Annotated in this window: 21 protein-coding genes and 2 pseudogenes; 16 read left to right on the top strand and 7 right to left on the bottom strand. The window is 62.6% G+C overall.

The annotated features are described in order from the left end of the window. Positions 1-16: 16 nt before the first annotated feature. The 6 genes from ABQJ48_RS17745 to ABQJ48_RS17770 all read left to right on the top strand — a co-directional run bounded on the left by ABQJ48_RS17745 (position 17) and on the right by ABQJ48_RS17770 (position 6,986). Complete coding sequence (locus ABQJ48_RS17745) at positions 17-538, top strand: (2Fe-2S)-binding protein (protein ID WP_473094153.1); 522 nt, start codon at positions 17-19, stop codon at positions 536-538. Further along, complete coding sequence (locus ABQJ48_RS17750; RefSeq protein ID WP_367839312.1) at positions 531-2,150, top strand: AMP-binding protein; 1,620 nt, start codon at positions 531-533, stop codon at positions 2,148-2,150. Before ABQJ48_RS17745 ends, ABQJ48_RS17750 begins: the two co-directional genes overlap by 8 nt. Positions 2,151-2,154: 4 nt before the next feature. Beyond that, positions 2,155-2,961, top strand: coding sequence for an enoyl-CoA hydratase/isomerase family protein (locus ABQJ48_RS17755; RefSeq protein WP_367839313.1), 807 nt, complete (start codon positions 2,155-2,157; stop codon positions 2,959-2,961). A gap of 66 nt (positions 2,962-3,027) precedes the next feature. Next, positions 3,028-4,761: a GMC family oxidoreductase gene (locus ABQJ48_RS17760; RefSeq protein WP_367839314.1), complete on the top strand. Its 1,734-nt coding sequence runs from the start codon at positions 3,028-3,030 to the stop codon at positions 4,759-4,761. A 90-nt stretch (positions 4,762-4,851) separates the two neighbouring features. Next, on the top strand, positions 4,852-6,228 hold the full coding sequence (locus ABQJ48_RS17765) for an MFS transporter (protein WP_367839315.1): 1,377 nt from the start codon (positions 4,852-4,854) through the stop codon (positions 6,226-6,228). 59 nt (positions 6,229-6,287) lie between these two features. After that, a complete protein-coding gene (locus ABQJ48_RS17770) occupies positions 6,288-6,986 on the top strand; it encodes a sterol desaturase family protein (RefSeq protein WP_367839316.1) in 699 nt (232 codons plus the stop codon). 82 nt (positions 6,987-7,068) lie between these two features. Here the strand turns inward: ABQJ48_RS17770 and ABQJ48_RS17775 are convergent, their stop codons facing one another. Next, complete coding sequence (locus ABQJ48_RS17775; RefSeq protein WP_367839317.1) at positions 7,069-7,992, bottom strand: LysR family transcriptional regulator; 924 nt, start codon at positions 7,990-7,992, stop codon at positions 7,069-7,071. A 175-nt stretch (positions 7,993-8,167) separates the two neighbouring features. On the opposite strand from ABQJ48_RS17775, the gene catA reads away from it, so the two are divergent. The 7 genes from catA to ABQJ48_RS17810 all read left to right on the top strand — a co-directional run bounded on the left by catA (position 8,168) and on the right by ABQJ48_RS17810 (position 15,725). Further along, positions 8,168-9,103 carry a catechol 1,2-dioxygenase gene (gene catA, locus ABQJ48_RS17780; RefSeq protein ID WP_367839318.1) on the top strand — a complete coding sequence of 312 codons (936 nt, stop codon included), beginning with the start codon at positions 8,168-8,170 and terminating at the stop codon, positions 9,101-9,103. 113 nt (positions 9,104-9,216) lie between these two features. Next, entirely contained in the window at positions 9,217-10,575 is a 1,359-nt protein-coding gene (locus ABQJ48_RS17785) for a Rieske 2Fe-2S domain-containing protein (RefSeq protein ID WP_367839319.1), read from the top strand. Further along, positions 10,572-11,060, top strand: coding sequence for a benzoate 1,2-dioxygenase small subunit (gene benB / locus ABQJ48_RS17790; RefSeq protein ID WP_367839320.1), 489 nt, complete (start codon positions 10,572-10,574; stop codon positions 11,058-11,060). Before ABQJ48_RS17785 ends, benB begins: the two co-directional genes overlap by 4 nt. A 39-nt stretch (positions 11,061-11,099) precedes the next feature. After that, the gene (gene benC, locus ABQJ48_RS17795; RefSeq protein WP_367839321.1) at positions 11,100-12,122 is read left to right on the top strand and encodes a benzoate 1,2-dioxygenase electron transfer component BenC; all 1,023 of its coding nucleotides are present in this window, start codon (positions 11,100-11,102) and stop codon (positions 12,120-12,122) included. Beyond that, positions 12,119-12,895: a benzoate diol dehydrogenase BenD gene (benD, locus tag ABQJ48_RS17800; protein WP_367839322.1), complete on the top strand. Its 777-nt coding sequence runs from the start codon at positions 12,119-12,121 to the stop codon at positions 12,893-12,895. The genes benC and benD overlap by 4 nt, the downstream gene beginning before the upstream one ends. 123 nt (positions 12,896-13,018) lie before the next feature. Next, positions 13,019-13,417, top strand: coding sequence for a RidA family protein (locus ABQJ48_RS17805; RefSeq protein ID WP_367839323.1), 399 nt, complete (start codon positions 13,019-13,021; stop codon positions 13,415-13,417). 574 nt (positions 13,418-13,991) lie between these two features. Continuing rightward, positions 13,992-15,725, top strand: coding sequence for an IlvD/Edd family dehydratase (locus tag ABQJ48_RS17810; protein WP_367839325.1), 1,734 nt, complete (start codon positions 13,992-13,994; stop codon positions 15,723-15,725). Between the two features lie 174 nt (positions 15,726-15,899). On the opposite strand, the gene ABQJ48_RS17815 is transcribed toward ABQJ48_RS17810, so the two are convergent. The 4 genes and pseudogenes from ABQJ48_RS17815 to ABQJ48_RS17830 form a co-directional block, all read right to left on the bottom strand. Beyond that, positions 15,900-17,015 (bottom strand): succinylglutamate desuccinylase/aspartoacylase family protein, encoded by a 1,116-nt coding sequence (locus ABQJ48_RS17815; RefSeq protein WP_367839326.1) that lies wholly within the window; start codon positions 17,013-17,015, stop codon positions 15,900-15,902. Positions 17,016-17,359: 344 nt separating this feature from the next. Next, positions 17,360-18,142: an ABC transporter substrate-binding protein gene (locus ABQJ48_RS17820; RefSeq protein WP_367839327.1), complete on the bottom strand. Its 783-nt coding sequence runs from the start codon at positions 18,140-18,142 to the stop codon at positions 17,360-17,362. 277 nt (positions 18,143-18,419) lie between these two features. Continuing rightward, the gene (locus tag ABQJ48_RS17825) at positions 18,420-18,623 is read right to left on the bottom strand and encodes a hypothetical protein (protein ID WP_367839328.1); all 204 of its coding nucleotides are present in this window, start codon (positions 18,621-18,623) and stop codon (positions 18,420-18,422) included. 324 nt (positions 18,624-18,947) lie between these two features. Beyond that, a pseudogene (locus ABQJ48_RS17830) lies at positions 18,948-19,963 on the bottom strand (alpha-D-ribose 1-methylphosphonate 5-triphosphate diphosphatase). Between the two features lie 44 nt (positions 19,964-20,007). On the opposite strand from ABQJ48_RS17830, the pseudogene ABQJ48_RS17835 reads away from it, so the two are divergent. After that, positions 20,008-20,109: pseudogene (locus ABQJ48_RS17835) on the top strand (phosphonate metabolism transcriptional regulator PhnF); the annotation flags it as partial. Positions 20,110-20,488: 379 nt separating this feature from the next. Here the strand turns inward: ABQJ48_RS17835 and ABQJ48_RS17840 are convergent. Beyond that, entirely contained in the window at positions 20,489-21,397 is a 909-nt protein-coding gene (locus ABQJ48_RS17840; RefSeq protein ID WP_367839329.1) for a LysR family transcriptional regulator, read from the bottom strand. Positions 21,398-21,529: 132 nt separating this feature from the next. Between ABQJ48_RS17840 and ABQJ48_RS17845 the strand changes: the two genes are divergently transcribed. Further along, entirely contained in the window at positions 21,530-22,732 is a 1,203-nt protein-coding gene (locus tag ABQJ48_RS17845; protein ID WP_367839330.1) for a M20 aminoacylase family protein, read from the top strand. Positions 22,733-22,915: 183 nt separating this feature from the next. On the opposite strand, the gene ABQJ48_RS17850 is transcribed toward ABQJ48_RS17845, so the two are convergent. Further along, the gene (locus tag ABQJ48_RS17850; protein ID WP_367839331.1) at positions 22,916-23,740 is read right to left on the bottom strand and encodes an IclR family transcriptional regulator; all 825 of its coding nucleotides are present in this window, start codon (positions 23,738-23,740) and stop codon (positions 22,916-22,918) included. 206 nt (positions 23,741-23,946) lie between these two features. Between ABQJ48_RS17850 and ABQJ48_RS17855 the strand changes: the two genes are divergently transcribed. Further along, entirely contained in the window at positions 23,947-24,651 is a 705-nt protein-coding gene (locus ABQJ48_RS17855; RefSeq protein WP_367839332.1) for a FadR/GntR family transcriptional regulator, read from the top strand. The last annotated feature ends 44 nt before the right edge of the window (positions 24,652-24,695 follow it).

The following is a 24,695-nucleotide window of genomic DNA, read 5'->3' on the forward strand; positions in this document are numbered from 1 at the left end:
GTCTGGAGACAACCTCATGCGGCAGGGCGAGCGGCAGTGCATCACGCTGACGCTCAATGGCCGCGAACGCAGCGGCTACTGCGAGCCACGCGAACTGCTGTCGGATTTCATCCGTCACGAACTGGGCGCGACCGGCACGCATGTCGGTTGCGAACATGGCGTCTGCGGCGCGTGCACGGTACACATCGACGGCGTCGCAGGGCGTTCTTGCCTGATGCTGGCGGCGCAGGCGCAAGGGCGTCGCATCGATACGGTCGAGGGCCTCGCGCCCGATATGGTGCTCGGAGATCTGCAGCAGGCGTTTCAACGCCATCACGCGTTGCAATGCGGCTTCTGTACGGCCGGCATTCTGATGTCGTGCGCGGACTATCTGAAGCGCGTGCCCGATCCCACCGAAGCGCAGGTGCGCGACATGCTCTCGGGCCATCTGTGCCGCTGTACCGGCTACACGCCAATCGTCGCCGCAGTGTTGGACGTGGCGGCGAGACGTAAGGCGGGCAAGCCGGCCGGTGAGACCGTGGAGGCCGCTCATGCTTGATCTCGGCCGAACCTATCTGCAAAGCGTAGAGCGCAGTCCGAACACGCTCGCTATCGTCGATGGCGAGCTGACGCTGACCTATGCGCAATGGCATCGCATCATTGTGAACGTCGCCGAAGGCCTGCGCGAACTGGGCCTCGCGCACGGGGACCGGCTCCTCGTCGTACTGCAAAACCGCTGGGAAATGGCAACTTTGCATTGGGCCTGCCAGTTCGCCGGCATTGTGATCGTGCCGTTGAACTGGCGCGCGAAGCCTGACGAACTCGATTACTGCGTGACCGATGCCGGCGTGAAGGCGATCGTCTATGAACCGGTCAGTGCCGACGCTGTCACGCACAGCACGGCTGCGCAAAATGTGCCGCGCATCGGGCTCGACGACGCGCAAGGCAGCACCGCCCCATTCGCAACACTGCTTGTCGAGCGCTCGCATGATGTCAGCATCGAGACCCCTCGCGCGAATGCGGACGACTACTCGCTGATTCTCTACACGTCGGGCACGACAGGTAAGGCCAAAGGCGTGCCGCGCCGGCACCGCCATGAGCGGGCTGCCGCGCTCGCCCATGTCGCGCAGAACATGTATCGGCATGGCGAACGCACGCTCGGCGTGATGCCGCTGTATCACACGATGGGCGTGCGTTCGCTTCTCTCGATGGCGATGGTTGACGGCGTGTTCGTTTGCACACGCCGCTGGAACGCGCGACTCGCGCTCGATTCAATCGCTCAGTATCAGATCAGCTGCCTTTATCTGGTGCCGACGCTTTATCACGATCTGCTGGCCGATCCGGCTTTCGCGGAGATCGACACGACGTCGGTCAAAAAGCTCGGCTTTGCCGGCGCACCGATGAACGACGGATTGCTCAAGCGGCTCTCTGCTGCGTTCAAGCCCGAACTGTTCGTCAATCACTACGGCTCCTCAGAGGTCTATACCTTCAGCATCGATCAGGACGCAACTCAGAAGCCGGGCAGTGCAGGCCGTGCCGGCATCAATACGCGCCTGCGTGTCGTGAAGCTCGATGCGCAATCGCCAGAGGATCTCGCGCAGCCTGGCGAAGAAGGGCAGATCATCGCGGACCTGCTCGGCGACGAGGCTTTCGAAGGCTACTGGAATCGCCCCGACGCCAACGCCAGGTCATTGCGCGACGGCTGGTATTTTACCGGCGACACCGGCTTCTTCGATGTCGAAGGCGACCTGTATGTGTCCGGACGCGTCGACGACATGATCATTAGCGGCGGCGAGAACATTTCGCCGGTCGACATCGAATCGGTGCTGTCTCTGCATCCCGCCGTCGACGATGTGGCGGTGGCAGGCGTGAAAGACGAGCGGTGGGGCCAACGGGTCGTCGCCTTCGTCAAACGCCGCCAGTTCGTCGATGCCGAAACGCTCGATGCTTATTGCCGCACCTCCAATCTCGTCAACTTCAAGCGGCCGCGCGAATACGTCTTCGTCGACGACATTCCGAAATCGCCGGTCGGCAAGGTCTTGCGCCGCAAGCTGTCCGCGGGCGAGTACGAACGCGACGAACGTGGTCATCCTAACGATGGTAAGGACTGCGACCAAAGCCGCACCAGCGGCGAATTCATTGCCACACACACGGAAACTACCAAGGAGTAACTCCATGACCGACTTGATCCACCGCGGCCAGACCCTGCTAGAAGAACTCGACGGCTTTTCGATCGAGATCGACGGCGAACGCGAGCGCGCCGACATCATTCTGCATCGGCCGCCATTTAACGTGATTTCGATGCACGCACGCGACCAGTTGCGCGCGGCCTTCGAAGCGCTCGACGAAGACGAGCGCGTGCGCGTGATCGTCGTGCGCGCCCAGGGTGAACACTTCTCGAGCGGCGGCGACATCAAGGGTTTCCTCGAGGCATCGCCGGAACACGTGTCCAAACTCGCGTGGAATATCGCGGCGCCCGCGCGCTGCTCGAAGCCGGTGATCGCCGCCAATCGCGGTTTCTGCTTCGGCGTGGGTTTCGAACTGTCGCTCGCGTGCGATTTCCGCATTGCCACCGACACCACCTTCTACGCGCTGCCGGAACAGAAGCTCGGCCAGATCCCGGGGTCGGGCGGCTCGGCGCGCTTGCAGCAGATGGTCGGCATCGGCCGAACCAAGGACATCGTCATGCGCTCGCGCCGCATTCCGGGCAAGCAGGCCTACGACTGGGGTATCGCGGTGGAGTGCGTGGCCGATGAACAACTCGAAGCCGCGACCGACGCGTTGGTGGACGAACTGCGGACCTTCTCGCCGCTCGCGCAACGCACCGCCAAGAAGCTGCTGAACGATACCGAAGATGCGCCGCTCTCGATCGCGATCGAACTCGAAGGGCATTGCTATAGCCGTCTGCGCACGTCCGACGATTTCCGCGAGGGCGTCGAAGCGTTTCATGCCAAACGCAAGCCGGTTTTTCGCGGCAGTTGAACGGCACCAGGCAGAACGTAGCCGCAACAGACAGTAGCGAATAGAAGACCGAAGGAGACAAAGCATATGGAGCGTTTCGATTACGTGATCGTGGGCGGTGGATCGGCCGGATGCGTGCTTGCGCACCGGTTGTCGGCGGTACCGTCGTTGCGCGTCGCGTTGATCGAGGCGGGCAAGGATACGCCGCCGGGTGCGGTGCCTGCGGCGATTCTCGACAGCTATCCCATGCCCGTTTTTTGTGGCGACACGTACATCTGGCCGGAGCTCAAAGCGAGCGCGACCCGAGCGGCCGCGCCGCGCGTGTATGAGCAAGGCCGCGTGATGGGTGGCGGATCGAGTATCAACGTGCAATCGGCCAATCGCGGCCTGCCGCGCGACTACGACGACTGGGCCGCGAATGGCGCGACCGGCTGGGCGTGGCAGGACGTGCTGCCCTATTTCCGCAAGCTTGAACGCGATGTGGATTTCCCGGAAGGGGAATTGCACGGCAGCGATGGGCCGGTGCCTATTCGCCGTATCCTTGAGGACGACTGGCCGCCGTTCTGCCATGCGTTTGCCGACGGGATGCGCAAAAATGGCTTCGCCAGCTTGCAGGACCAGAACGGCGAGTTCGGTGACGGGTACTTTCCGAGCGCATTCTCGAATCTCGACGACAAGCGCATCTCGACCGCCATCGCCTATCTCGATGCGCACACGCGCAGGCGCCGCAATCTGCACATCTATCCGGAGTTGCGCGTCGAGCGCATCGTGATGGAAGGGATGGTCGCGCGCGGTGTGGTGGCTGTGGCGCATGACGGTGCCCGCGTGCGCCTGGAGGCGAATGAAGTCGTGCTGTGTGCCGGCGCGTTGCAATCGCCGGCGCTGCTGATGCGAGCCGGCGTCGGTGCGAGCGATGAACTGCGCGCGCTCGGCATCGATTGCATGGTCGATCTGCCGGGCGTGGGGCGTAATCTTCAGGATCATCCGTCGCTGACCTTCTGCCATTTTCTCGAGCGACGTTATCGCATGCCGTTGTCGCGGCGCCGCGCGAGCATGACGGCCGCGCGTTTCACCTCGGGCGTTCAAGGGTGCGATGCGTCCGATCTGTATCTGTCGAGCGCGACGCGTGCCGCATGGCATGCGCTCGGCAACCGGCTGGGGCTGTTCTTTCTCTGGTGCAACCGCCCGTATTCACGGGGCCGTGTGCAACTTGTTTCGCCCGACGCCGCGGTGCCGCCGCGCGTCGATCTGAATCTGCTAGATGATCCACGCGATGTCGCGCGCCTCGCTTTCGGCGTACGCGTGCTGACGACAATCGTCGAGGCCTCGGGGCTCGGTCACGATCCACGCGATTTTTTTCCCGCGGCATTTTCACCACGGGTCAAGGCGCTTAGCCGCGTCGGAACCCTCAATGCCGCGCTGACCTCCGTGCTCGGCGTGCTGCTGGACACACCGGCGCCGATCCGGCGGGCGCTGATTGAACGCTTTTTCACGCGAGGCCAGAAAATGTCCGCACTGCTTGCCGATGAGCACGCGCTGGAGACATTCATTCGCGGCAATGTGTTCGGCGTATGGCACGCGAGCGGCACCTGCAAGATGGGCGACGTGAACGACGCCATGGCCGTGACCGACGACGCGGGCCGCGTGCATGGCGCGCAGGGCTTGCGGGTCGTCGATGCGTCGCTGATGCCGCGGCTGCCGTCCGCGAATACGAATATCCCGACCATCATGATGGCCGAAAAGATCGCCGACGCGATGCTCGCGCGATGCTACCCAAGGTCCGCGTCGAGCACGACGTCGCTTCCGGTATCCGGTCGATAAAGTTTTACACCACCAAGAGCACGCCACCCAGAACGTGCCTTAAAACGGGACGATCAAAAGACGGCCCGCTGAAATTCAAGGAGATGACGAATGTCGGTAGCAGCGCAGAATCGCGCCGCCTTGCCCGCGGTAGACCAGCGGCAAGTGATCGGTGCAGTAGTGGCCTCGTGCCTCGGTTGGGCACTCGATTTGTTCGACCTGTTTGTCTTGCTGTTCGTCGCACCGGTAGTTGGACGACTGTTTTTTCCATCTGAACACGCGATGCTGTCGCTCGCCGCGGTCTATGCATCGTTTGCCGTGACACTACTGATGCGCCCGCTGGGCTCCGCATGGTTCGGCTCCTACGCGGACCGGCACGGACGCAAGGGCGCGATGATCACTGCCGTGGTCGGCGTGGGTCTCTCGACGGCAGCCTTCGGCTTGCTGCCGACGGTCGCGCAAGTCGGCCTGATCGCGCCGATTCTGTTCCTGATCCTGCGTTTGGTACAAGGCGTGTTCGTCGGCGGGGTGGTCGCGTCGACGCACACCATCGGCACCGAATCGGTCGCGCCTAAATATCGCGGCGCCGTGTCGGGGCTGATTGGTGGTGGCGGGGCGGGACTCGGCGCATTGCTGGCATCGCTCGCGTATCTGGCGATGTCGGCGATCTTCCCGGGCGACCTGTTCGACGTGTGGGGCTGGCGCTGCATGTTCTTCACCGGCATTGTCAGCTCGATTCTCGGCTTGTTCGTCTTCAGCCGCCTGGAAGAGTCGCCGCTGTGGAAGAAGCTCGCCGCCGAGAAAGCCGCCAAGGCCGCAGCGCAGAACACCGGTGCGCCGGTCGAGGTCGTCCGCTCGCCGATCCGCACGCTGTTTTCACGCGACTATCGTTCGGTCCTGTTCGTCAATCTGCTGCTGACGATCGGCGGCGGTAGCGGTTATTACCTCACGTCCGGCTACCTGCCGACCTTCCTCAAGGTGGTAAGCCACGCACCAAACGGCGCCGCGGCGGCAATTCTGATGATCTGCAGCGTCGCGGTGGTCATCGCGTCCATCGCGGCGGGACATCTGAGCACCTTCATCGGACGCAAGAGCGCGTTCGTCTGGATCGGCCTGATTCGCCTCGTCGCGCTGCCTGCGCTGTTTCTGCTGCTGCCCACCGCGCAAAGCATCACGGTAGTCGGCGTCTACGCGGTGATTCTGAGTGCGCTCGGCAGCGCCGGCTACGCGCCGATTCTGATCTTCCTGAACGAGCGCTTTCCGACCGCGATTCGCGCGACCGGCACGGGACTGTCATGGAACATTGGCTTCGCGATCGGCGGGATGATGCCGACCGCCGTCTCGCTGGTGTCCAAAACCGCCAGCCAGTTGCCGATGACGCTCGCGATCTTCGTCGCGGCGATCAGCGTGCTTTTCCTGGTGGGGGCGTTCATCGTGCCGGAGACGCGCGGCAAGCTCGACGACGACGCCACCCGTGAGCCGGCCTAATGCATTTCATTCAGCGGGCGCGAAAGCGCGCCAGCATCTTTCAGATATAGGAGACATCAATGAAGTACGACGAGGACGTCCGCGCGCGCTCATACAAGTTTCGCGAGGACTATGTCGCGGACACGCCACGGTGGTATCGCGGTGAAATGCACCTTGCCTTTACGCTGCTCTTCACGGGTGGAGTGATCGCGTATTGTCTCACGCGGCTTCATGCGCCCACGCTTGCCGAATGGCTCGCGGTGATTCCGCTCTTTCTGTTTGGCAACTGGGCGGAGTGGGCTGCGCATCGCTACGTGCTGCACCGCCCGACGAAGTACTTCAGCATGATCTACAAGCGGCACTGCGCGGTCCATCACCGGTTCTTCACGCACGTCACGCTCGAATACAAGGGTCAGCGGCACTGGCGCGCCTTGTTGTTTCCGCCGTTTGCGCCGGTTGCGTTTGTGCTGGCCGCAGTGCCGTTCGCGCTCCTCATGGGTTATGTGTTTTCGCGCAATGCGGGGTATATCGCGCTGTTCACGATGGCGGCGTACTACCTGATGTACGAGGGTCTGCACACACTGTCGCACGTCACGGACAGCCCGTTGCTCGACCGCGTTCCGTTCGTCAATACGGTGCGGCGCCTGCATGTCACGCACCACGATCCGGAGCTGATGGCGACGCAAAACTTCAACCTGACGTTTCCGATCTGCGACACGCTGTTCGGCACGCGCAGGGATGTAGCGCCATTGAAATCGACCAGACCCACGATGCAATGACGTCAGCGCCAGCATGTGCGGTACCTGCTGACTGAAAAAACATTGCGAGCGGGCCAGCGTTAGCCACCCGGGTATGACAAGGCTAGCGGGCCCGCTCTACAGGGGGTGCATAAGCTATCTTCTGCTCTTCATAGAGACGGTAAATGAGTTCAAGCATTTCCCGAATGTCTCGCGATTCGTCGAGCGCGCGCGTGCTCATGATGATCGGAGACACCAGAGTCGGGTCGTCCAGTTCCCGGTAGCTCACATCGTCTCGCTTCAAGCCATAAACGCTGCTGGGCACAATGGAAATGCCTTCGCCCGCTGCGACGAGTCCCAGCGCGATCTGCAATTCTCGCACCTCATAGATCCGGCGAGGCTTCAACGCCCGGTCCTGGAATGCCGCAAGTACCTGATCGGCGTAACTCGGGCGCGGCGTCTTCGGGAAGATGATCAGCGTTTCGTTGACCAGGTCGCGCAGCGCGATGACGGGTTTGGCGACTGAAAGCGGATGGCCTTCCGGAAAGGCCACGATCATCTTCTCTTCGCGAAGGATCACCCGACGGATGTTCGCGTCTTCATGTCGGATGCGTCCAAAGCCCACATCGATTCGACCGTCCTTCAGCGCTCTGATCTGGTCCATCGTCGACATCTCGTGCAGGCTCAGCTCGACCGTGGTGTTTTCGTCGCGAAAGCGCCGTATGATCTTCGGCAGCATCCCATACAACGTCGAACCCACGAAGCCGACCGAGAGACTGCGCTCGATGTTGCCCACGCGCCGCGTCATCGATTCCAGGTCTGCGGTCTGAGACAGCAACTGGGCAGCATGAGAATAAAAAAACTTACCTGTCTCCGTTAGCTTCAGCGGGCGCGAGTTGCGCTCCAGCAACTGCACGCCCAGCGACTCTTCGAGCTGTTGAATCTGACGGCTTAGAGGTGGTTGCGCGATGTTCAGTCGCTGCGCTGCGCGCGTGAAATTGCGCTCTTCGGCCACCGCGACGAAATATCGTAGATGCCGCAGTTCCATTTCAATACCTCGTGGATATAGACCGATACTAAAACAGTGTTGGACGGGGCTTTCGGCCGTCCATTATCCTGCATTCAACCTCTTCTTCCGCACTCGATTATACCTTCTGGACATACAGGCGTCGATGCGGACCGAGGGTTAACCCCACAGAAGACAGAGAGTTTCAGGAGCAGACATGAGTGCCAAAGTGTTCGATACGAAGGAAGTGCAGGACCTGCTGAAGGCTGCTGCGAACCTTGGAAGCCAGCATGGCAATGCGCGCGCAAAGCAGATCGTCAATCGCCTGCTGGGCGACCTGTTCAAAGCGATCGACGACCTCGATATGACGCCCGACGAAATCTGGGCCGGTGTCCACTACTTCAACAAGCTTGGCCAAGATGGCGAAGCTGCGCTCCTCGCAGCCGGTCTCGGCTTGGAAAAGTACCTCGACATCCGCATGGACGCCGAGGACAAGGCGGCAGAAATCACCGGCGGCACGCCGCGGACCATCGAAGGTCCGCTGTATGTTGCCGGTGCGCCAGTGCGCAATGGCGTCTCGAAGATCGACGTCGATCCGGACGAGGATGCAGGTCCGCTGGTGATCCGCGGCACCGTGACCGCTCCGGACGGCAAGCCCGTCGCAAATGCAGTGGTCGAGTGCTGGCACGCCAACTCAAAGGGCTTCTACTCGCACTTCGATCCGACCGGCGCCCAGAGCGGATTCAACCTGCGCGGTGCGGTGAACACCGATGCCGATGGCAAATATGAATTCCGCACGCTGATGCCGGTCGGCTACGGTTGCCCGCCGGATGGCGCGACGCAACAGCTGTTGGACTTGCTGGCACGGCATGGCAACCGTCCCGCACATGTGCATTTCTTTGTCACGACCGACAAATACCGCAAGCTGACGACGCAAATCAACATCGAGGGCGACCCGCTGATCTGGGATGACTTCGCGTACGCCACCCGCGAGGATCTGATTCCGCACGTGGTCGAGAAGACTGGCGGTACGGCGCTGGGCATGAAGGCCGACGCGTACAGGGAAATCGAGTTCAACATCCAGTTGACTCCGCTCGTTCAGGGCAAGGACAACCAGCTCGTCAATCGTCTGCGCGCGTCAGCCACGGCGTAAGCGCACAACGCGGCGGTCGAGTCATAGCACTGCTGCCGCTCAATTCTCCGCCAGAAACTTTCGACACCGAAGCGCGTGCTCCATCGCCTGGAGCACGCCTAGGGAGAGCACACATGTCTGCCATTATCGACAAAGCCCAGCAACTGGATGAACTGCTTCATACAGCAGTCCAGGATGACAAAGAGAACGGTGTATTCCGTTGCCGCCGCGACATCTTCACGAACGCCGATTTGTTCGAACTCGAGATGAAACATATCTTCGAGAACAATTGGGTCTATCTCGCGCATGAAAGCCAGGTGCCCAACAACAACGACTACTACACCACGTGGATTGGCCGTCAGCCGGTCGTCATCACACGCGACAAGACGGGTGAGCTGCACGCGGTCATCAATGCCTGCGCGCACAAAGGCGCGATGCTGTGCCGCAAAAAACACGGCAACAAGGGCACCTTCACCTGTCCGTTCCATGGCTGGAGCTTTGCGAACACGGGCAAGCTGCTGAAAGTGAAGGATGCGAAAACCACCGAATATCCGGTGCAATTCAATACCAACGGCTCGCACGACCTGAAGAAAGTCGCGCGCTTCGAGAGTTACCGGGGATTTCTGTTTGGCAGCCTCAACCCGGACGTGCTGCCGCTCGAGGACTACCTTGGGCAGACGAGGGTGATCATCGACCAGATCGTCGATCAGGCCGCAAACGGACTGGAGGTATTGCGCGGCAACTCCTCGTATATCTACGACGGCAACTGGAAGATGCAGATGGAGAACGGTTGCGACGGCTACCACGTCAGCACCGTGCACTGGAATTACGCGGCGACCATGGACCGTCGCAAAGTCGACGGCACCAAGGCGGTGGATGCCAACAGCTGGAGCAAGTCGGTGGCCGGCGTGTATGGGTTCGACCACGGTCACATCCTGCTGTGGACCAAGACGATGAACCCCGAAGTACGTCCGGTCTATCGATACCGCGACGAAATCCAGGCACGCGTTGGCGAAGTCGAGGCGGACTTCATCGTCAATCAGACGAGAAATCTGTGCCTGTACCCGAACGTGTTCCTGATGGACCAGTTCAGTACCCAGATCCGGGTGATTCGGCCAATCAGCGTAGACAAGACCGAAGTCAGCATATTCTGCTTCGCCCCCAAGGGCGAGAGTGCCGCCGACCGCGCTACCCGCATCCGCCAATACGAAGACTTTTTCAACGTCTCGGGAATGGGCACCGCCGACGACCTTGAAGAGTTTCGCGCCTGTCAGGCGGGCTATGCCGCCACCACCGCGTTGTGGAACGACCTGTCGCGAGGCGCGCCGTTGTGGGTCGAAGGTCCCGACGCAAACGCGAAAAGAATGGGGCTCAAGCCGCGCATCTCAGGCGAGCGCAGCGAAGACGAAGGCCTGTTTGTCTGTCAGCACGAGTACTGGGTTCATGTGATGCGCGATGCACTGAAGAAGGAACAAGGGGAGGCACTGGCATGAGTTTCGATTACCAGAAAATCTGCGCCGCGTTGTATCGCGAAGCGCGCCTGCTCGATGACCGTCAATGGGATGACTGGCTTGCTTGCTATGCGGAGGACGTCACGTACTGGATGCCGGCGTGGGATGACGACGACCAGCTTACCGACGATCACGAGAGTCAGATCTCGCTGATGTATTACCCGGATCGTGCGGGCCTGGAAGATCGCGTGTTTCGCATCAAGACCGAACGCAGCGGTGCGTCGATGCCTGAACCGCGTACCAGTCACAACGTCACCAATGTGGAAGTGCTGGCCGAGCGCGAGAACGAAGTCGACGTGCGCTACAACTTCAACACGCTCAGCCACCGCTACAAAGCGACTGACCAGTTCTTCGGCACGATGTTCGTCACGCTGCGAAAAGCCGGTGACGAGCTGTTGATTTCGTATAAGCGAATCATGCTGAAAGACGATTACATCCGCCAGGTGCTGGACGTCTATCACGTTTGATATTGCATATCGGTGGGAACAGGAAGTACAGGAGGCGAGATGTCCAGCTACAACGTTGCACTTAATTTCGAAGACGGCGTGACGCGTTTCGTCACATGCAAGGCGGGCGAGAAAGTGCTCGATGCCGCTTTTCGCGCCAAGATCAATCTGCCGATGGACTGCTCCGATGGTGTCTGCGGCACGTGCAAGTGCCGCGCCGAGAGCGGCACTTACGACCTTGGCGACGATTACATCGACGACGCGCTGAGCGAAGATGAGAAGGCCAGCGGCCTCGTGCTCACCTGCCAGATGGTGCCGCAAAGCGATTGCGTCATTGCAGTGCCCGCATCTTCCACCACATGCAAGACCGAACAGAGCAAGTTTGCTGCGACTGTATCGAAGGTGCAGCCGCACAACGATGCGGCCATCGTGCTGGGACTGGACGTGGACGCAAACGCGCCGGTATTCCTGCCCGGCCAGTACGTCAATATCGACGTTCCCGGCAGCGCGCAGCACCGTTCGTATTCTTTTTCATCAGCACCGGGCGAGTCGAAAATCAGTTTCCTGATCAAAAAGATTCCTGGCGGCGTGATGAGCACGTGGCTCGAATCCGCGCAGGCGGGCAATAAAGTGGAACTGACCGGGCCCCTCGGCAGCTTCTATTTGCGCGCGGTCGAGCGGCCGTTGCTGTTTCTCGCCGGCGGTACAGGCCTGGCACCGTTCCTTTCGATGCTCGAAGTGCTGGCTCGTGCGAAATCTCAGCAGAAGATTCATCTGATCTACGGCGTAACGCGCGACCTCGACCTCGTACAGGTGGATGCAATCGACGCCTACGTGGCGAAGTTGCCGAACTTCACTTACAGCACCGTCGTCGCCGATACCGGGTCGAACCATCCGCGCAAGGGTTGGGTAACGCAGCACATGCCCGCAGAAGCCGTCAACGATGGCGACGTGGACGTCTACCTGTGCGGACCACCGCCGATGGTCGATGCGGTGCGCAAGCATTTCGACGACAACGGGGTGAAGCCCAACAGCTTCCACTATGAGAAGTTCACTCCTAACGCAGCGACGAGGGCCGCATGAGCAACCAACGATTTGCTGGCAAGGTGATGGTGGTCACCGGCGCCGCCCAGGGCATCGGTCGCGCGGTCGCGCTTCGCGCGGCCGCCGAAGGCGGCAAGGTGCTCTTCGTGGACCGCGCTGACTTCGTCTCCGAGGTGGCCGCGCAAGCGCAGCGCTCGGACGCAGCAGCGTTTGTCGCCGACCTCGAAACTTACGAAGGCGCCGCGTCGGCGATGGCCTTCGCCGCACGCACCTTCGGCGGCATCGACATTCTGATCAATGGTGTGGGCGGCGCGATTCGCATGCGTCCCTTCGCCGAGTTCGAGCCGGCACAGATCGATGCCGAAATCCGGCGCTCACTGATGCCGACGCTCTACGCCTGCCATGCAGTGTTGCCGCACCTGCTCGAGCGCCGGGGCGGCACAATCGTGAACGTCTCGTCGAATGCGACCCGTGGAATTCGCCGCATACCGTATTCGGCGGCCAAGGGTGGTGTCAACGCGATGACGCAGTCGCTGGCAATGGAATACGCGGAGCACAACATCCGCGTGGTCGCCACCGCGCCGGGCGGGACCGATGCGCCGCCGCGCCGCGTGCCGCGCAACAGCGCGGGCGACACCGAGCAGGAAAAGGCGTGGATGGCCGATGCCGTGAAGCAGGTCACTGAATCAACGTTCTTCAAGCGGTACGGCAGCATCGACGAACAGGTCGCACCGATTCTGTTTCTCGCTTCCGACGAGGCGAGCTATATCACGGGCTCGGTGCTGCCGGTAGCCGGCGGCGACGCGGGCTGAGCCAAACCAGCGCCCGCACCGCAAAGACAATTTAAAACGACCGGACGCGGCAAGTGTCGAGCACACGCTGCCTGGCAGCATGGCTTGGCATGTGCGGTCGCGTTCCTATTGAAGGTGGACTCCATGAACGAACGCAAAGCCATCATTCCCTCGGAAATGGAAGCGGTTTACAAGAACATTCGATACGCACCCGCGATAAAAGTCGGCAACACGATTTACGTGTCCGGGCAGATTGGCCGTGACAAGGCCATGCGACTCGTCGAGGGTCACGAAGCCCAAATCGTGCAGGCATTCGAAAATCTCAAGTCGGTACTGGCCGCGGCAGGCGCATCGCTGAGCGATGTGGTCGACTTGACCACGTTCCACACGGACATGCGCGACCTATCGTTGTTCATGCAGGTGCGCGACCGTTACCTCACGACCGATCCGCTGCCGGCCTGGACCGCAGTGGGAGCGCACATGCTTGGCGGTCAGCCGGGCTACATCATCGAAATCAAGGCCGTGGCTGTAACCGCGACGTAGCCTTCGAACTGCCGCACGCGTGAAAACCCGTACGCGGTGCTCGCGACCAGCGGTTCCCCCTCGCATTCCATCGTACTGAACGTTTCGCCAAGGCCTGTGGGAAGCGGGCGGCCCTATCCCCAAGGTTCGCCAGCTGCAGGACCGAAGCGCGGCGCACGCGCCAGGCAATTGCCGTCAGTCATTCCACACGGACGGAGCGCCAGCGGCGATCGTTGCATCGTCGCCATCAAGCTGCCCTTCGCACTCGTGCTCCGGGTGCTCTATTCTTTATTCAACGTTCAGCGGACGACGTGCGCAGCAGGCGGCGATCTTCCATGCGAGTCACATATCAAAATAGGTATTGATACCGCCAAAAATTTGATTGGAAAGATATCAACCCGCTCCGTACACTGCAGCATTCACATACATTGAGCAACGGCCTTCCGGTGACGCGCATCGCAAAGTCTGGCCACGACAGAGCGAGCGCCGAACACGCTGTCGCCATCCGCTTAATCGTCGAATCGCCGGTCGCGCCGCGCCGGTTCGGTCCAACTGGCCGGTGTTGCGTCCCGGCAGGTGCATCAAGGAAATAGGCATGTCGGAAAAAAAGCGGAAACTGCGCTCAGCTGAATGGTTCGGCACAGCTGACAAGAACGGCTTCATGTATCGAAGCTGGATGAAGAATCAGGGCATTCCCGATCACGAGTTCGACGGTCGGCCGGTCATCGGCATCTGCAACACCTGGTCGGAACTGACGCCGTGCAACGCACATTTTCGCAAGCTCGCCGAGCATGTGAAACGCGGCATCTACGAAGCCGGCGGCTTCCCGGTCGAGTTCCCGGTCTTTTCGAACGGCGAATCGAATTTGCGGCCCACCGCGATGCTCACCCGCAATCTGGCGGCAATGGACGTCGAAGAGGCGATCCGCGGCAATCCGATCGACGCGGTCGTGCTCCTCACCGGTTGCGACAAGACCACGCCCGCGTTGCTGATGGGCGCGGCGAGCTGCGACGTGCCGGCGATCGTCGTGACCGGCGGCCCGATGCTGAACGGCAAACTGGATGGCAAAAACATCGGCTCCGGCACCGCGGTGTGGCAGCTGCATGAATCGCTGAAGGCCGGCGAGATCAACCTGCACCAATTCCTGTCGGCGGAGGCCGGCATGTCGCGCTCCGCGGGCACCTGCAACACGATGGGCACCGCGTCGACGATGGCTTGCATGGCCGAAGCGCTCGGCACGTCGCTGCCGCACAACGCGGCGATTCCGGCTGTCGATTCGCGCCGCTACGTGCTCGCGCATATGTCAGGAATCCGAATCGTCGAGATGGCCCACGAAGACCTCAAGCTGTCGAAGATCCTGACGCGCGAAGCCTTTATGAACGCCATTCGCACCAACGCCGCGATCGGCGGGTCGACCAATGCGGTGATTCATCTAAAGGCGATTGCCGGCCGCATCGGCGTCGATCTCGAGCTCGACGACTGGGTGCGCATCGGACGCGACACGCCGACCATCGTCGACCTGATGCCGTCGGGCCGTTTCCTGATGGAAGAGTTCTATTACGCGGGCGGACTGCCGGCGGTGCTGCGCCGTCTGGGCGAAGCCGACCTCCTTCCGCATCCGGGGGCGCTGACCGTGAACGGCAAGTCGTTGTGGGAGAACGTCAAGGACGCGCCGAACACCAACGACGAAGTCATCCGCCAGCTGGACAAGCCGCTCGTCGCCGATGGCGGCATCCGTGTGCTGCGCGGCAACCTCGCGCCGCGCGGCGCGGTGCTCAAGCCGTCCGCGGCGACGCCTGAATTGCTGAAGCATCGCGGGCGCGCGGTGGTGTTCGAAAATCTGGAGCATTACAAGGCGCGCATCGTCGACGAAGCGCTCGATGTCGACGCCAACTCCGTGCTCGTCCTGAAGAACTGCGGCCCGAAGGGTTATCCTGGTATGGCCGAAGTCGGCAACATGGGGCTGCCGCCGAAGCTGCTGCGTCAGGGCGTGAAGGACATGGTGCGGATTTCCGACGCGCGCATGAGCGGCACCGCTTATGGCACCGTGGTTTTGCACGTGACGCCGGAAGCGGCGGCGGGCGGTCCGTTGGCAGCAGTGCAGGACGGCGACTGGATCGAACTCGATTGCGACGCCGGCACGCTGCATCTGGATATCAGCGACGCGGAACTGGAGCGGCGCATGGCGCAACATGTACCGCTGGCGCCGCAAAGCGGTGGCGGTTACCAGCGGCTATACGTCGATCATGTGCTGCAGGCCGATGAAGGCTGCGACCTTGATTTTCTGGTCGGTTGCCGTGGCGCTGCGGTGCCGCGTCATTCTCACTGACGCTGCTGGCGTCGCGCGATTGCGGGCGCGGTTGACCGCTACGGTCCAGACCACTTAGCCCGCAAGCCGCCACGCGGCGGTGAATCGCAGTTGCAAGCACGACGCCCGCGTTCCAGGCGCGCACCGCGCGACAAAGTGAGCGCATCGGCGAAACATCGCGATGCGCTCGCTCCATCAATTGCTCAAGAGCGACCCGCTTCTGAACGCCTTCGCGCCAGCGATCCGGGCGAACTCCACCCCGGCCGTCGCAAAGCGCGTCAGATGCCGCGCGTACAGCACGCCGGCCACGCTGTTCTTCAGCGTGACGACGCGATCGGTCAACGGGTCGACGATATCGGCGATCGGCTGGCCGGCGTCCACCCACTTGCCCACTTCACAGCGATACACCAGCACGCCGCTCATCGGCGCCACCAGCGGCTCCGCGCCGGCGAGCGGCGTGGCCGCGAACTCGAGCGGCGGCAGCGGCGCGGGCGTGCCTTCAATTGCGCCGCGCAAGGTCAGGTATTCGATGATCGCCTGCGCGTCATGCTCGGCGTACTCATACGACACTTCGCGCTGACCGCGCAGTTCGACCGTGACGGAGATCGAGCCGTTGGGGATCGGGAAGCGCTCACCGTAGCGGGCGCGCAGATCCGACCAGCAAAAGCTGTGGATTTCGTCGAACGGGTTGCCCACCGAATTGAGCGCGAGCAGGGAGGCCTTCGCATCGAGATAGCACGCGAGCGGCTCGACTTCCGGCCACAGGTCCGGGTTCGTGTACAGGTGCATCGCGGCTTCCCAGTCGCAATGCAGGTCGAGCACGATGTCGGCGTCGTACGACAGTTTTTGCAGCGCCAGACGTTGCGATTCGAGTTCGGTCGTGGGCTGTTGCGTGTGGAGTGCTTCACGCATCGCCGCGCGGATCGCGGTGCGGTTCGCGTCGCTGTCGCGGGTCAGGCGCGCCTCGATGACCGGCTGCACCAGCGCCGACAGATCGTGGAAGTTGCGGTTGAAATTCTGCGCGGTATTGGTTTCGAAACGTCCCGTCAAATGGCCGAGAAAGTGCTGGTTCAGGCCGATCGGATTGGCCACCGGCACGATCACGACTTCGCCGCGCAGTTTGCCGGCGGCTTCCAGCGCGGCCAGCTTGCGGCGCAGTGCCCAGGACACGAGCATGCCCGGCAACTCGTCGGCATGCAGCGACGACTGGATGTAGATCTTCTGTCCGCCGCCGGGGCCGTAGTGGAAACTGGTCAGGCTGCGGGCGGTGCCGAGCGTCGGGGCAATCAGCGGATGGGTTTGGGTTTGCATGGTTTTCAGAGCCGCGGCCCGATCTGGCATGCCGCGTTATGTCGTTGATTACAGTGGGAAAGCGTGCTGTTGCGAGAGTTGCCTCGCGTACTGATTCAAGTGCTGCTGGGCACGGGCGCGGCGCTCAGGGCGGGCCGCGCGGCGGCATCGCGATCGCTCGATCTTAGCCGATATGGCGCGCAAATGTCGCTCGCTGCGGCTCGACGGGGCTTTGCAGCGCCTTTGGAGCGTCCTGTGGACCGCGCGGGGCTCGTCGCTGCACTGCCGCCCAAACGAAACGGGCCCCGCAATGGCGGAGCCCGTCTGGCCAGCCGTCGAGCGCGCATGACGCGCGCGAGCCGGGCTTAGCTGCCGTACACGTCGAAGTCGAAGTACTTCTTCTCGAGTTTCTTGTACGTACCGTCCTTGATGATCTCGGCGATCGCCTTGTCCACCTTGGCCTTCAGGTCGGTGTCTTCCTTGCGCATGCCGATGCCCGCGCCGTTGCCGAGAATCTTCGGATCGTCGAGGTTCTTGCCCACGAACTCGAAGCCCGCGCCGCGCGGCGTCTTCAGGAAGCCGATTTCAGCCTGCACCGCGTCTTGCAGTGCGGCGTCCAGACGGCCCGACAACAGGTCGGCGTAGACCTGGTCCTGGTTCTGATACGGCACGACCTTCGCGCCCTTCGGTTCCCAGTAGGTCTTCGCGTAGGTTTCCTGGATCGTGCCCTGTTCGACGCCGACCGTCTTGCCCTTGAGCGACTCAGCCGTCGGCAGGATGCCCGAACCCTTCTTCGCGACGAGGCGCGTCGGCGTGTTGAACAGCTTCGACGAGAACGCGACCTGTTCGGCGCGTTGCGGCGTCATGGACATAGACGACAGCACGCCGTCGAACTTCTTCGCTTTCAGGGCCGGAATCATGCCGTCGAAGTCGTTTTCGACCCACACGCACTTGGCATTCAGGCGCTTGCAGATTTCATTGCCGAGGTCGATATCGAAGCCAACGAGCTTGCCGTCCGAGCCCTTGGACTCGAATGGGGGGTAGCTGGCATCAACGCCAAACCGGATGGTCGACCAATCTTTAGCGTGGGCGCCAATCGAGACGGTGGCAAGCAGAGCAACCGTCAAAGCCGCTAGCAGTTTTTTCACTGTTTAACTCCTCGGTGTAGTTCAAATACGCCCGCGTGCGGTTGTGCCGCTGCGGGACACCCGATGCGACTCGCGATCGGGTTTGGGTTCAAGCCGCTGGCCTGGGCGGCCAGCAGCGCGCGCCAAGCTTACCAGTTCAAAAAAATTGGGTAGCTAGTGAAACACCGGATGGCGGCCGAGGATCGCTTCTAAAGCGCCAATGTGTTGCGGATTCGTGCGCAGCCTCAGCGCCGCGGCGTGGGGTGCCTCGCCCAAGCCTGGCGTCGCGCACACGCTCCTACGCCTTGCCGGGCAACTGCCCGCGCCCACCGCCGACCGCGCCGCACCAAAGTTCGCCCTTGTACAGCATTTCGGCTTCGCTCATGCTGATGTGCGCGCACGCGCCTCCCGAGTCGGCCGCGTTGCGCTGGATGCGCGCCAGCGTGGCGCGGTCCATTTCGCTTTGCAGCCAACTGCCGAAGCACGCTATCGATCCTGCCATGACGGCCACTCCCAGCCACTCGTTTTTGCTCAGACGCATCGTTGGTTTCTTTCGGCTCATGACAAGCGGGTCTGTGGGCCGCACACCGGCGCGTGGCATTGTTGCGCGCAGCTCGCGTAGTCGTTGCGCGGACCGTCGTCAACCGCCATCGCGGGACGATACAAGTCATGGTTATCGGCAGCGGCGTCACGCTTCTTTAGCCGCGGCTCGGCTACCGGAAAGGTCCGCTGAACGGGATTTAACGCGCTGTATGACGTTCCGCATTGTTTTGTTCGGCGTGCGCGCGGTCAAAGAGTGCACCTTCGATGACCCATTCACCGCTCATCAAACGATTCGTATCCCGTTGCGATATGTCGCGCGCGGCACCGGCAGCGTGTCGAGCATCGTCACCCGCACGAAGTCCGCGCGCAGGCCGGTTTCGACCGCGCCCCGGTCGTGCAGGCCGGCGGTGCGCGCAGGTTCGGCGGAGACTGTGGCCCCACGATATTTGGCGCGCCCATGACGGTGGAGATGCCATGTTCGCGCGCCGTTTCGGCGGCAATGCGGGTGGTCGGAAATTCGGCCAGCACGATCCCCTCGGCCCTGGCCTGTTCGACGTGCTCGATCAGCGTGTCGTCGTGGCTTGCCAAGGGAATGCCGAGTTCCTTGCAGCGCGTGACGATCTCGCGGCGATGTGCGTCGGCATACCGTTCCTGCTCGATCGACGATTCGGCCAGCGCGGTCGCGACATGCTCATCGCTCAGCTTGCCGTTGCGTTCCTGGAAGCGGCGCCATTGTTCTCGGTCGTGCCATTGCCGCTGACCGGGCGTGTGATCCATCACCGACGCAAGCCGCAACAGCGGGTGCGTGCACAGCGAGTCGAACACTTCGACGACGTCGGCGGTGGCGATCTCGCAGCGCAGATGCAGGAAGTGTTCGGCACGCAGCAGTTGGCGCGTAGAAAAACGCAGCAGGGATTCGGCGCACTGCGTTTGCAGATCGCGGGCGCGCAAGCCGATGCTCGAACGCGAGCCGATCGCGAGCGCGTCGAACACCGTAGTGATGCCGGCGGCCGCGACCTGCGCGTCGTGGATCATGAACGCGGCGTCCGTATTCCATTGCACGCCGGGCCGCGGCGCGAGGTGCTTCTCCAGGTTGTCGGTGTGCAGTTCGATCAGACCGGGCAGCAGATAGTCGCCGTCCCAATCTTCCGCTTCACGCGCGGCGGTCGTGCCGCGCTCGATGTCGCAAATCGCGCCGTTGTCGACTCGTAGTACGCCGGTAAATACTTCGTCTCGCGTCACGATGCGAGCATTCCAGCGAAGCTGAGGGTTCGTCGAGCAGCAGCTTACGCACGACAATGCACGTCATAGTAACGATGCGAACCCATTGGTACGCCAGCACCATGACATCGAATCCCAGATCGACGCCGGGCACGATGCTCGAACGCGGCGCAGGCGTTGCCGTCTGGCGGCGGATCGAACGGATACTCGCGGCCGGGATCGCGTATCCGGCCACGCGTTTTGCCAACGTGCCCGAGCTCTTGCGGCGCACCAGCAGTATCACGAAGTCGATGGCCGGGTTCAACATGATCAACTATCTGCGCAAGCGCAGCCTTACGGGCGGTGGACGCGCCGCGCTCCTTGCATGGGGGCGGCAGCAAACGCCCACGCTCGGCCCGCTGGCGGTCGATCAAGCCGCGCTGTTCGTGGGGCCGTCGCCTGGTGAGCCGTTCCTGTTATGGCAGTGTTATGGCAGCGTGTGCCGTTTGGCACCCGCGAGATGCAGTAACCATGGCAGCGTGTTTTGTCTGGGCGATGGCGCGGTCCGGCGCGGGCAAACAGGTCGCGTTTCTCCCGACGGTCGCCGTCGCTCAGTAGACCGAACTATTCGGATGCACTCATCCGCTCGCGTGTCGCCTGCTGCAGACACGATATGAACTGCTGCACGGCCGGCGTCGGCAGCAGATCGCGTCGCGAGATGATGCTGAGGTCGTAGTTCGGCAGCGCATCTTCTAATGGCGCGATATGGATGCCGAGCGGCGCGACCATCCGCGCGAGCGGCCTGGTAAAGCAGCCGATCACGTCGGTCTGCGACACCAGCCCCAAGGTCACCGCGAACGACGACGGCGCGCGCACGAGGCGCTGCGGCACCGGCAGGCCGTGCATGTCGAACATCGCCATCATCACGCTATGCGGAAAGTGATCGGCGCCGACCGTCGCGATCCACTCTGCTTCGAGCAGCTGGTGCAGCCGCGTCACGTCCGCAAGCGGATGCCCCGCGCGCATCGCGACGACGAACTGTGTGGAGTAGAGCGGCACTTGCACCAGATCGCTGTCGAGCGCCTGCACGTGATGAAGCGCCGCGATGTCGAGCGCGCCGTTGCGCAAACGCGCGAGCGCGTCCGGAATCGTCACTTCTTCCAGGTGCAGACTCACCAGCGGCATCTTCCGGCGAAAGTTCGACACCGCGTGCGGCAGCGCGGTGAGTGCGATGGAGGGCATGGTGCCTACGCTCACCTTGCCGGCCAGTGCTCCCTTCACCTGCTCGACGGCTTCGACCGTGCGCCGCATGTCGCCGAGCAACTGCTCGGCACGCGGCAGCAGCGCGAGTCCGCATGCCGTCAATTCGATGCCGCGCACGCTGAGCACCATCAGTTCCGCGTTCAGCGCATTCTCCAGGTCGCGAATCGTATGGGTGACGGCCGGTTGCGTCACGCCGAGTTCGCGCGCGGCGGCGCGCAAGCTGCGGTGATGCGCGGCTGCGACGAAGGCCTGCAACTGCTGCAGCTTCATGAGGGTAATCCTCTATATAAGCCCGGTTAATTGGGGCGAAAAAAATAGCATCTTGTTCGAACACGATGCGCTGGCTATAGTGCGAGGCTGTTCGCCGCGTGCCGCGCGGCGCGAGTTCCTGGAGCCACCAAGATGAGCGAAGCACAGCGTCCTGCCGCGCGTTTTACCGAATTGTCCGATCTGGAGCACGCCGCGCCGGGCCTGCGCGAGATTCGCCAGCACATCCATCACCATCCCGAGCTGGCCTACGAGGAGCTGCAAACCGGCGCGCTGGTCGCGCAGAAGCTCGAGCAATGGGGCTGGCAGGTCACGCGCGAGGTCGGCCGAACGGGCGTGGTGGGCACGCTCAAGGTAGGCGAGGGCCGGCGCAGCATCGGCATTCGCGCGGACATGGACGCGCTGCCCATCGTCGAGCAGACGGGTCTGCCGTATGCGAGCGGCACCCACGGCAAGATGCACGCGTGCGGCCATGACGGCCACACGACGATGCTGCTAGGCGCTGCGCAACATCTCGCGGCCACGCGCAACTTCTCGGGCACCGTGCATCTGTATTTCCAGCCGGCGGAGGAAAGCGGCATCGACAGCGGCGCGCTGAAAATGATCGAGGACGGCCTGTTCGAGCGCTTTGCGTGCGATGCCGTGTTCGGCATGCACAACCATCCCGGCGCGGAACCCGGCGTGCTGCTGTTTCGCAAGGGGCCGTTCATGTCGGCGGGCGACAAGGCGATCATCACCATCGAGGGCGTCGGCGGCCATGCGGCGCGTCCGCATCTGACGGTCGATCCGGTGGTGATCGCGGCGAGCATCGTGATGGCCCTGCAGACGATCGTCGCGCGCAACGTCGATCCGTCGCAGCCGGCCGTGGTGACGGTCGGCTCGATGCATGCGGGCACCGCGAACAATGTGATATCGAGCAGCGCGAAACTCGAACTGAGCGTGCGTTCATTCAGTCCCGAAGTGCGGGTGCTGCTGAAAAAGCGTATCACCGAGCTTGCGCAAACCCAGGCCGCAAGCTATGGCGGAAAGGCCGTGGTCGAATACATCGAAGGCTATCCGGTGGTCGTCAATTCGGACACCGAAACGGATTTCGCAGTGCAGGTAGCGCGCGAACTGGTCGGCGACGACAAGGTGATCGCGCAGACGGACATTCTGATGGGTAGTGAAGATTTCGCCTTCATGCTGCAGAAGCGGCCGGGCACGTTCCTGCGGATCGGCAACGGCGCGGGCGAAGACGCCTGCATGGTGCACAACCCCCACTACGATTTCAACGATCGCAATCTGCCGGTCGGCGCGGCGTTCTGGGCGCGGCTGGTGGAGCGGTATCTGGCGCAGTGACGCGTCTCATGAGGGCAGCCAGCCCGCACAACGACAATAAAGGCGACGCGATGAACGCCACCACCATGCAAGCCGTGCCGCCGATGCACGCCGGATCTCCAGCCGGGGCGCGAGCGCCGCGGCGGTGATCGGCAACTGGCTCGAATCCTCGTTGCCAGCTGGCCATGAGTTCATGCGTCGTCATTAGCCCCGCCGCGCCACCATCTCCGACACCGTCTGCGCCGCTTGCTGCAACGGCTCAAGGAATGCCTTCACCATTTGCTTCGCCGAATTGCGCTGCGCGTTACCGCTGATGTTCATGGCGGCGATCACGCGCCCCTGGCGATTGCGGATCGGCGCGGACAGCGAAATGAGCCCGCCCTCCAGTTCCTGATCGACGATGGCCCAGCCTTGCTGGCGCACCTGCGCGATCAGCTTCTTCAGCACTTCCTTGTCGGTGACGGTGCGCGGTGTGTGTGCGTACAGCGGCGTCGAACCGAGCGTGGCGTCGAGCGTGTCTTCGTCGAGCGCGGCGAGCAGCACGCGGCCCATCGACGTGCAGTACGCGGGCAGCCGGCTGCCGATCGAGAGGTTGATGGTCATGATCTTGTGGGTCGGCACGCGCAGCACGTAGACGATTTCCGTGCGGTCGAGCACGGCCGCCGAGCAGCTCTCGTGCACTTGCGCCGAGAGTGCTTCCATCACCGGCTCGGCGAGATTCCAGAACGGCATCGAAGTCAGATAGGCGAAGCCGAGGTCGAGAATCTTCGGCGTGAGGCGGAACAGGCGCCCCTCGGCTTCCACGTAGCCGAGCGTTTGCAGCGTCAGCAGAATGCGCCGTGCGCCCGCGCGCGTGAGACCCGTGGCGGCGGCGACGTCGGTGAGCGTCTGTGCGGGCCGCGTCGCGTCGAACGCACGGATCACCGCGAGTCCTCGCGCGAAGGACTGCACATACGAGTCGCCCGGTTTGTCCGGGGCCGCTTCGGCGGTGACGGGAACGGCGGATGACGGCGGTGGGGCTTTGCTCATGGACCTGAAAAATGCGTTCGGAAAGGCGCGCCCGCGGCCGCGCTGTTGCACGCGACGCGCTGCTTGCGCAAAGGCGTGACGATAGCTTAAGCCTTCTGTTTCGCCAACTTAACGCGAAATTGCCCGGTGGTTCCAGGGTTTGTGCGGATGCCGCGGGCATCTCAAATTTGTATGATGACCCGATCACCTGATCATGCGAGGCGTCGATGTTCGACAAGATTCCTGCGCGCGCATTGAGCGACACGGTCGCGCAGCAGCTGCTCAAGCAGATCGACAAAGGCACCTTCGTGCGCGGCGGCAAACTGCCGACCGAGGCCGTGCTGTCGCAGCAGTTCGGCGTAAGCCGCACGGTGATTCGCGAGGCGATCTCGCGGCTGAAGAACGAGGGCGTGGTCGAGCCGCGCCAGGGCAGCGGCGTATTCATCGCGGCGCATGGGGCGATCCGGCCGCTGCGCATCGATTATGCGCAAGCCGTCGAGCCCGGCTCGGTGGTGCAGATTCTCGCGCTGCGCCGTGCGATCGAAGCCGAGGTGGCATCGGAAGCCGCGATGCGCCGCAGCGATGCCGACATGGCGTCGATCGACGCGGCGCTCGCCCGCATCGACGAGGCGGTCGCGCAAGGCGAGGACGGCGTCGCAGAAGATGTGGCGTTTCATCGTGCGATCGCAGCGGCCACCGGCAATCCGTATTTCCTCAAAACACTCACGTTCCTGAATCAGTACCTGGAAGCGGGCACGCTCGTCACGCGCCGCAATGAAGCGCTGCGCGAGGACTTCTCGCGCCAGGTGCGCGAAGAGCACGCGGCGATTGCCGCCGCGATTCGCGCGGGCGATCCGATGGCGGCGCGCAATGCGGCGCAAACCCATATGTACAACGCTGCGCGGCGGCTCGCGGAAGCGGGCATTCGTTGAGGCTGCGCGCGTAGCACGGCTTGCGTCCGGCGAATCTGTGAAGA

It is taken from the genome of Paraburkholderia suaedae (genome assembly GCF_040812055.1).
GTDB lineage: Bacteria > Pseudomonadota > Gammaproteobacteria > Burkholderiales > Burkholderiaceae > Paraburkholderia.

What these genes read in the sequence shown, in the direction of transcription:
- benB (WP_367839320.1), top strand. Translation starts at nt 10,572, where the DNA reads ATGAGTTTCGATTACCAGAAAATCTGCGCCGCGTTGTATCGCGAAGCG.
- ABQJ48_RS17855 (WP_367839332.1), top strand. Translation starts at nt 23,947, where the DNA reads ATGTTCGACAAGATTCCTGCGCGCGCATTGAGCGACACGGTCGCGCAG.
- benD (WP_367839322.1), top strand. Translation starts at nt 12,119, where the DNA reads ATGAGCAACCAACGATTTGCTGGCAAGGTGATGGTGGTCACCGGCGCC.
- ABQJ48_RS17840 (WP_367839329.1), bottom strand. Translation starts at nt 21,397, where the DNA reads ATGAAGCTGCAGCAGTTGCAGGCCTTCGTCGCAGCCGCGCATCACCGC.
- ABQJ48_RS17810 (WP_367839325.1), top strand. Translation starts at nt 13,992, where the DNA reads ATGTCGGAAAAAAAGCGGAAACTGCGCTCAGCTGAATGGTTCGGCACA.
- ABQJ48_RS17765 (WP_367839315.1), top strand. Translation starts at nt 4,852, where the DNA reads ATGTCGGTAGCAGCGCAGAATCGCGCCGCCTTGCCCGCGGTAGACCAG.
- ABQJ48_RS17785 (WP_367839319.1), top strand. Translation starts at nt 9,217, where the DNA reads ATGTCTGCCATTATCGACAAAGCCCAGCAACTGGATGAACTGCTTCAT.
- ABQJ48_RS17850 (WP_367839331.1), bottom strand. Translation starts at nt 23,740, where the DNA reads ATGAGCAAAGCCCCACCGCCGTCATCCGCCGTTCCCGTCACCGCCGAA.
- ABQJ48_RS17770 (WP_367839316.1), top strand. Translation starts at nt 6,288, where the DNA reads ATGAAGTACGACGAGGACGTCCGCGCGCGCTCATACAAGTTTCGCGAG.
- ABQJ48_RS17845 (WP_367839330.1), top strand. Translation starts at nt 21,530, where the DNA reads ATGAGCGAAGCACAGCGTCCTGCCGCGCGTTTTACCGAATTGTCCGAT.
- ABQJ48_RS17745 (WP_473094153.1), top strand. Translation starts at nt 17, where the DNA reads ATGCGGCAGGGCGAGCGGCAGTGCATCACGCTGACGCTCAATGGCCGC.
- ABQJ48_RS17760 (WP_367839314.1), top strand. Translation starts at nt 3,028, where the DNA reads ATGGAGCGTTTCGATTACGTGATCGTGGGCGGTGGATCGGCCGGATGC.
- ABQJ48_RS17805 (WP_367839323.1), top strand. Translation starts at nt 13,019, where the DNA reads ATGAACGAACGCAAAGCCATCATTCCCTCGGAAATGGAAGCGGTTTAC.
- ABQJ48_RS17775 (WP_367839317.1), bottom strand. Translation starts at nt 7,992, where the DNA reads ATGGAACTGCGGCATCTACGATATTTCGTCGCGGTGGCCGAAGAGCGC.
- ABQJ48_RS17825 (WP_367839328.1), bottom strand. Translation starts at nt 18,623, where the DNA reads ATGGCAGGATCGATAGCGTGCTTCGGCAGTTGGCTGCAAAGCGAAATG.
- catA (WP_367839318.1), top strand. Translation starts at nt 8,168, where the DNA reads ATGAGTGCCAAAGTGTTCGATACGAAGGAAGTGCAGGACCTGCTGAAG.
- ABQJ48_RS17755 (WP_367839313.1), top strand. Translation starts at nt 2,155, where the DNA reads ATGACCGACTTGATCCACCGCGGCCAGACCCTGCTAGAAGAACTCGAC.
- ABQJ48_RS17750 (WP_367839312.1), top strand. Translation starts at nt 531, where the DNA reads ATGCTTGATCTCGGCCGAACCTATCTGCAAAGCGTAGAGCGCAGTCCG.
- benC (WP_367839321.1), top strand. Translation starts at nt 11,100, where the DNA reads ATGTCCAGCTACAACGTTGCACTTAATTTCGAAGACGGCGTGACGCGT.
- ABQJ48_RS17815 (WP_367839326.1), bottom strand. Translation starts at nt 17,015, where the DNA reads ATGCAAACCCAAACCCATCCGCTGATTGCCCCGACGCTCGGCACCGCC.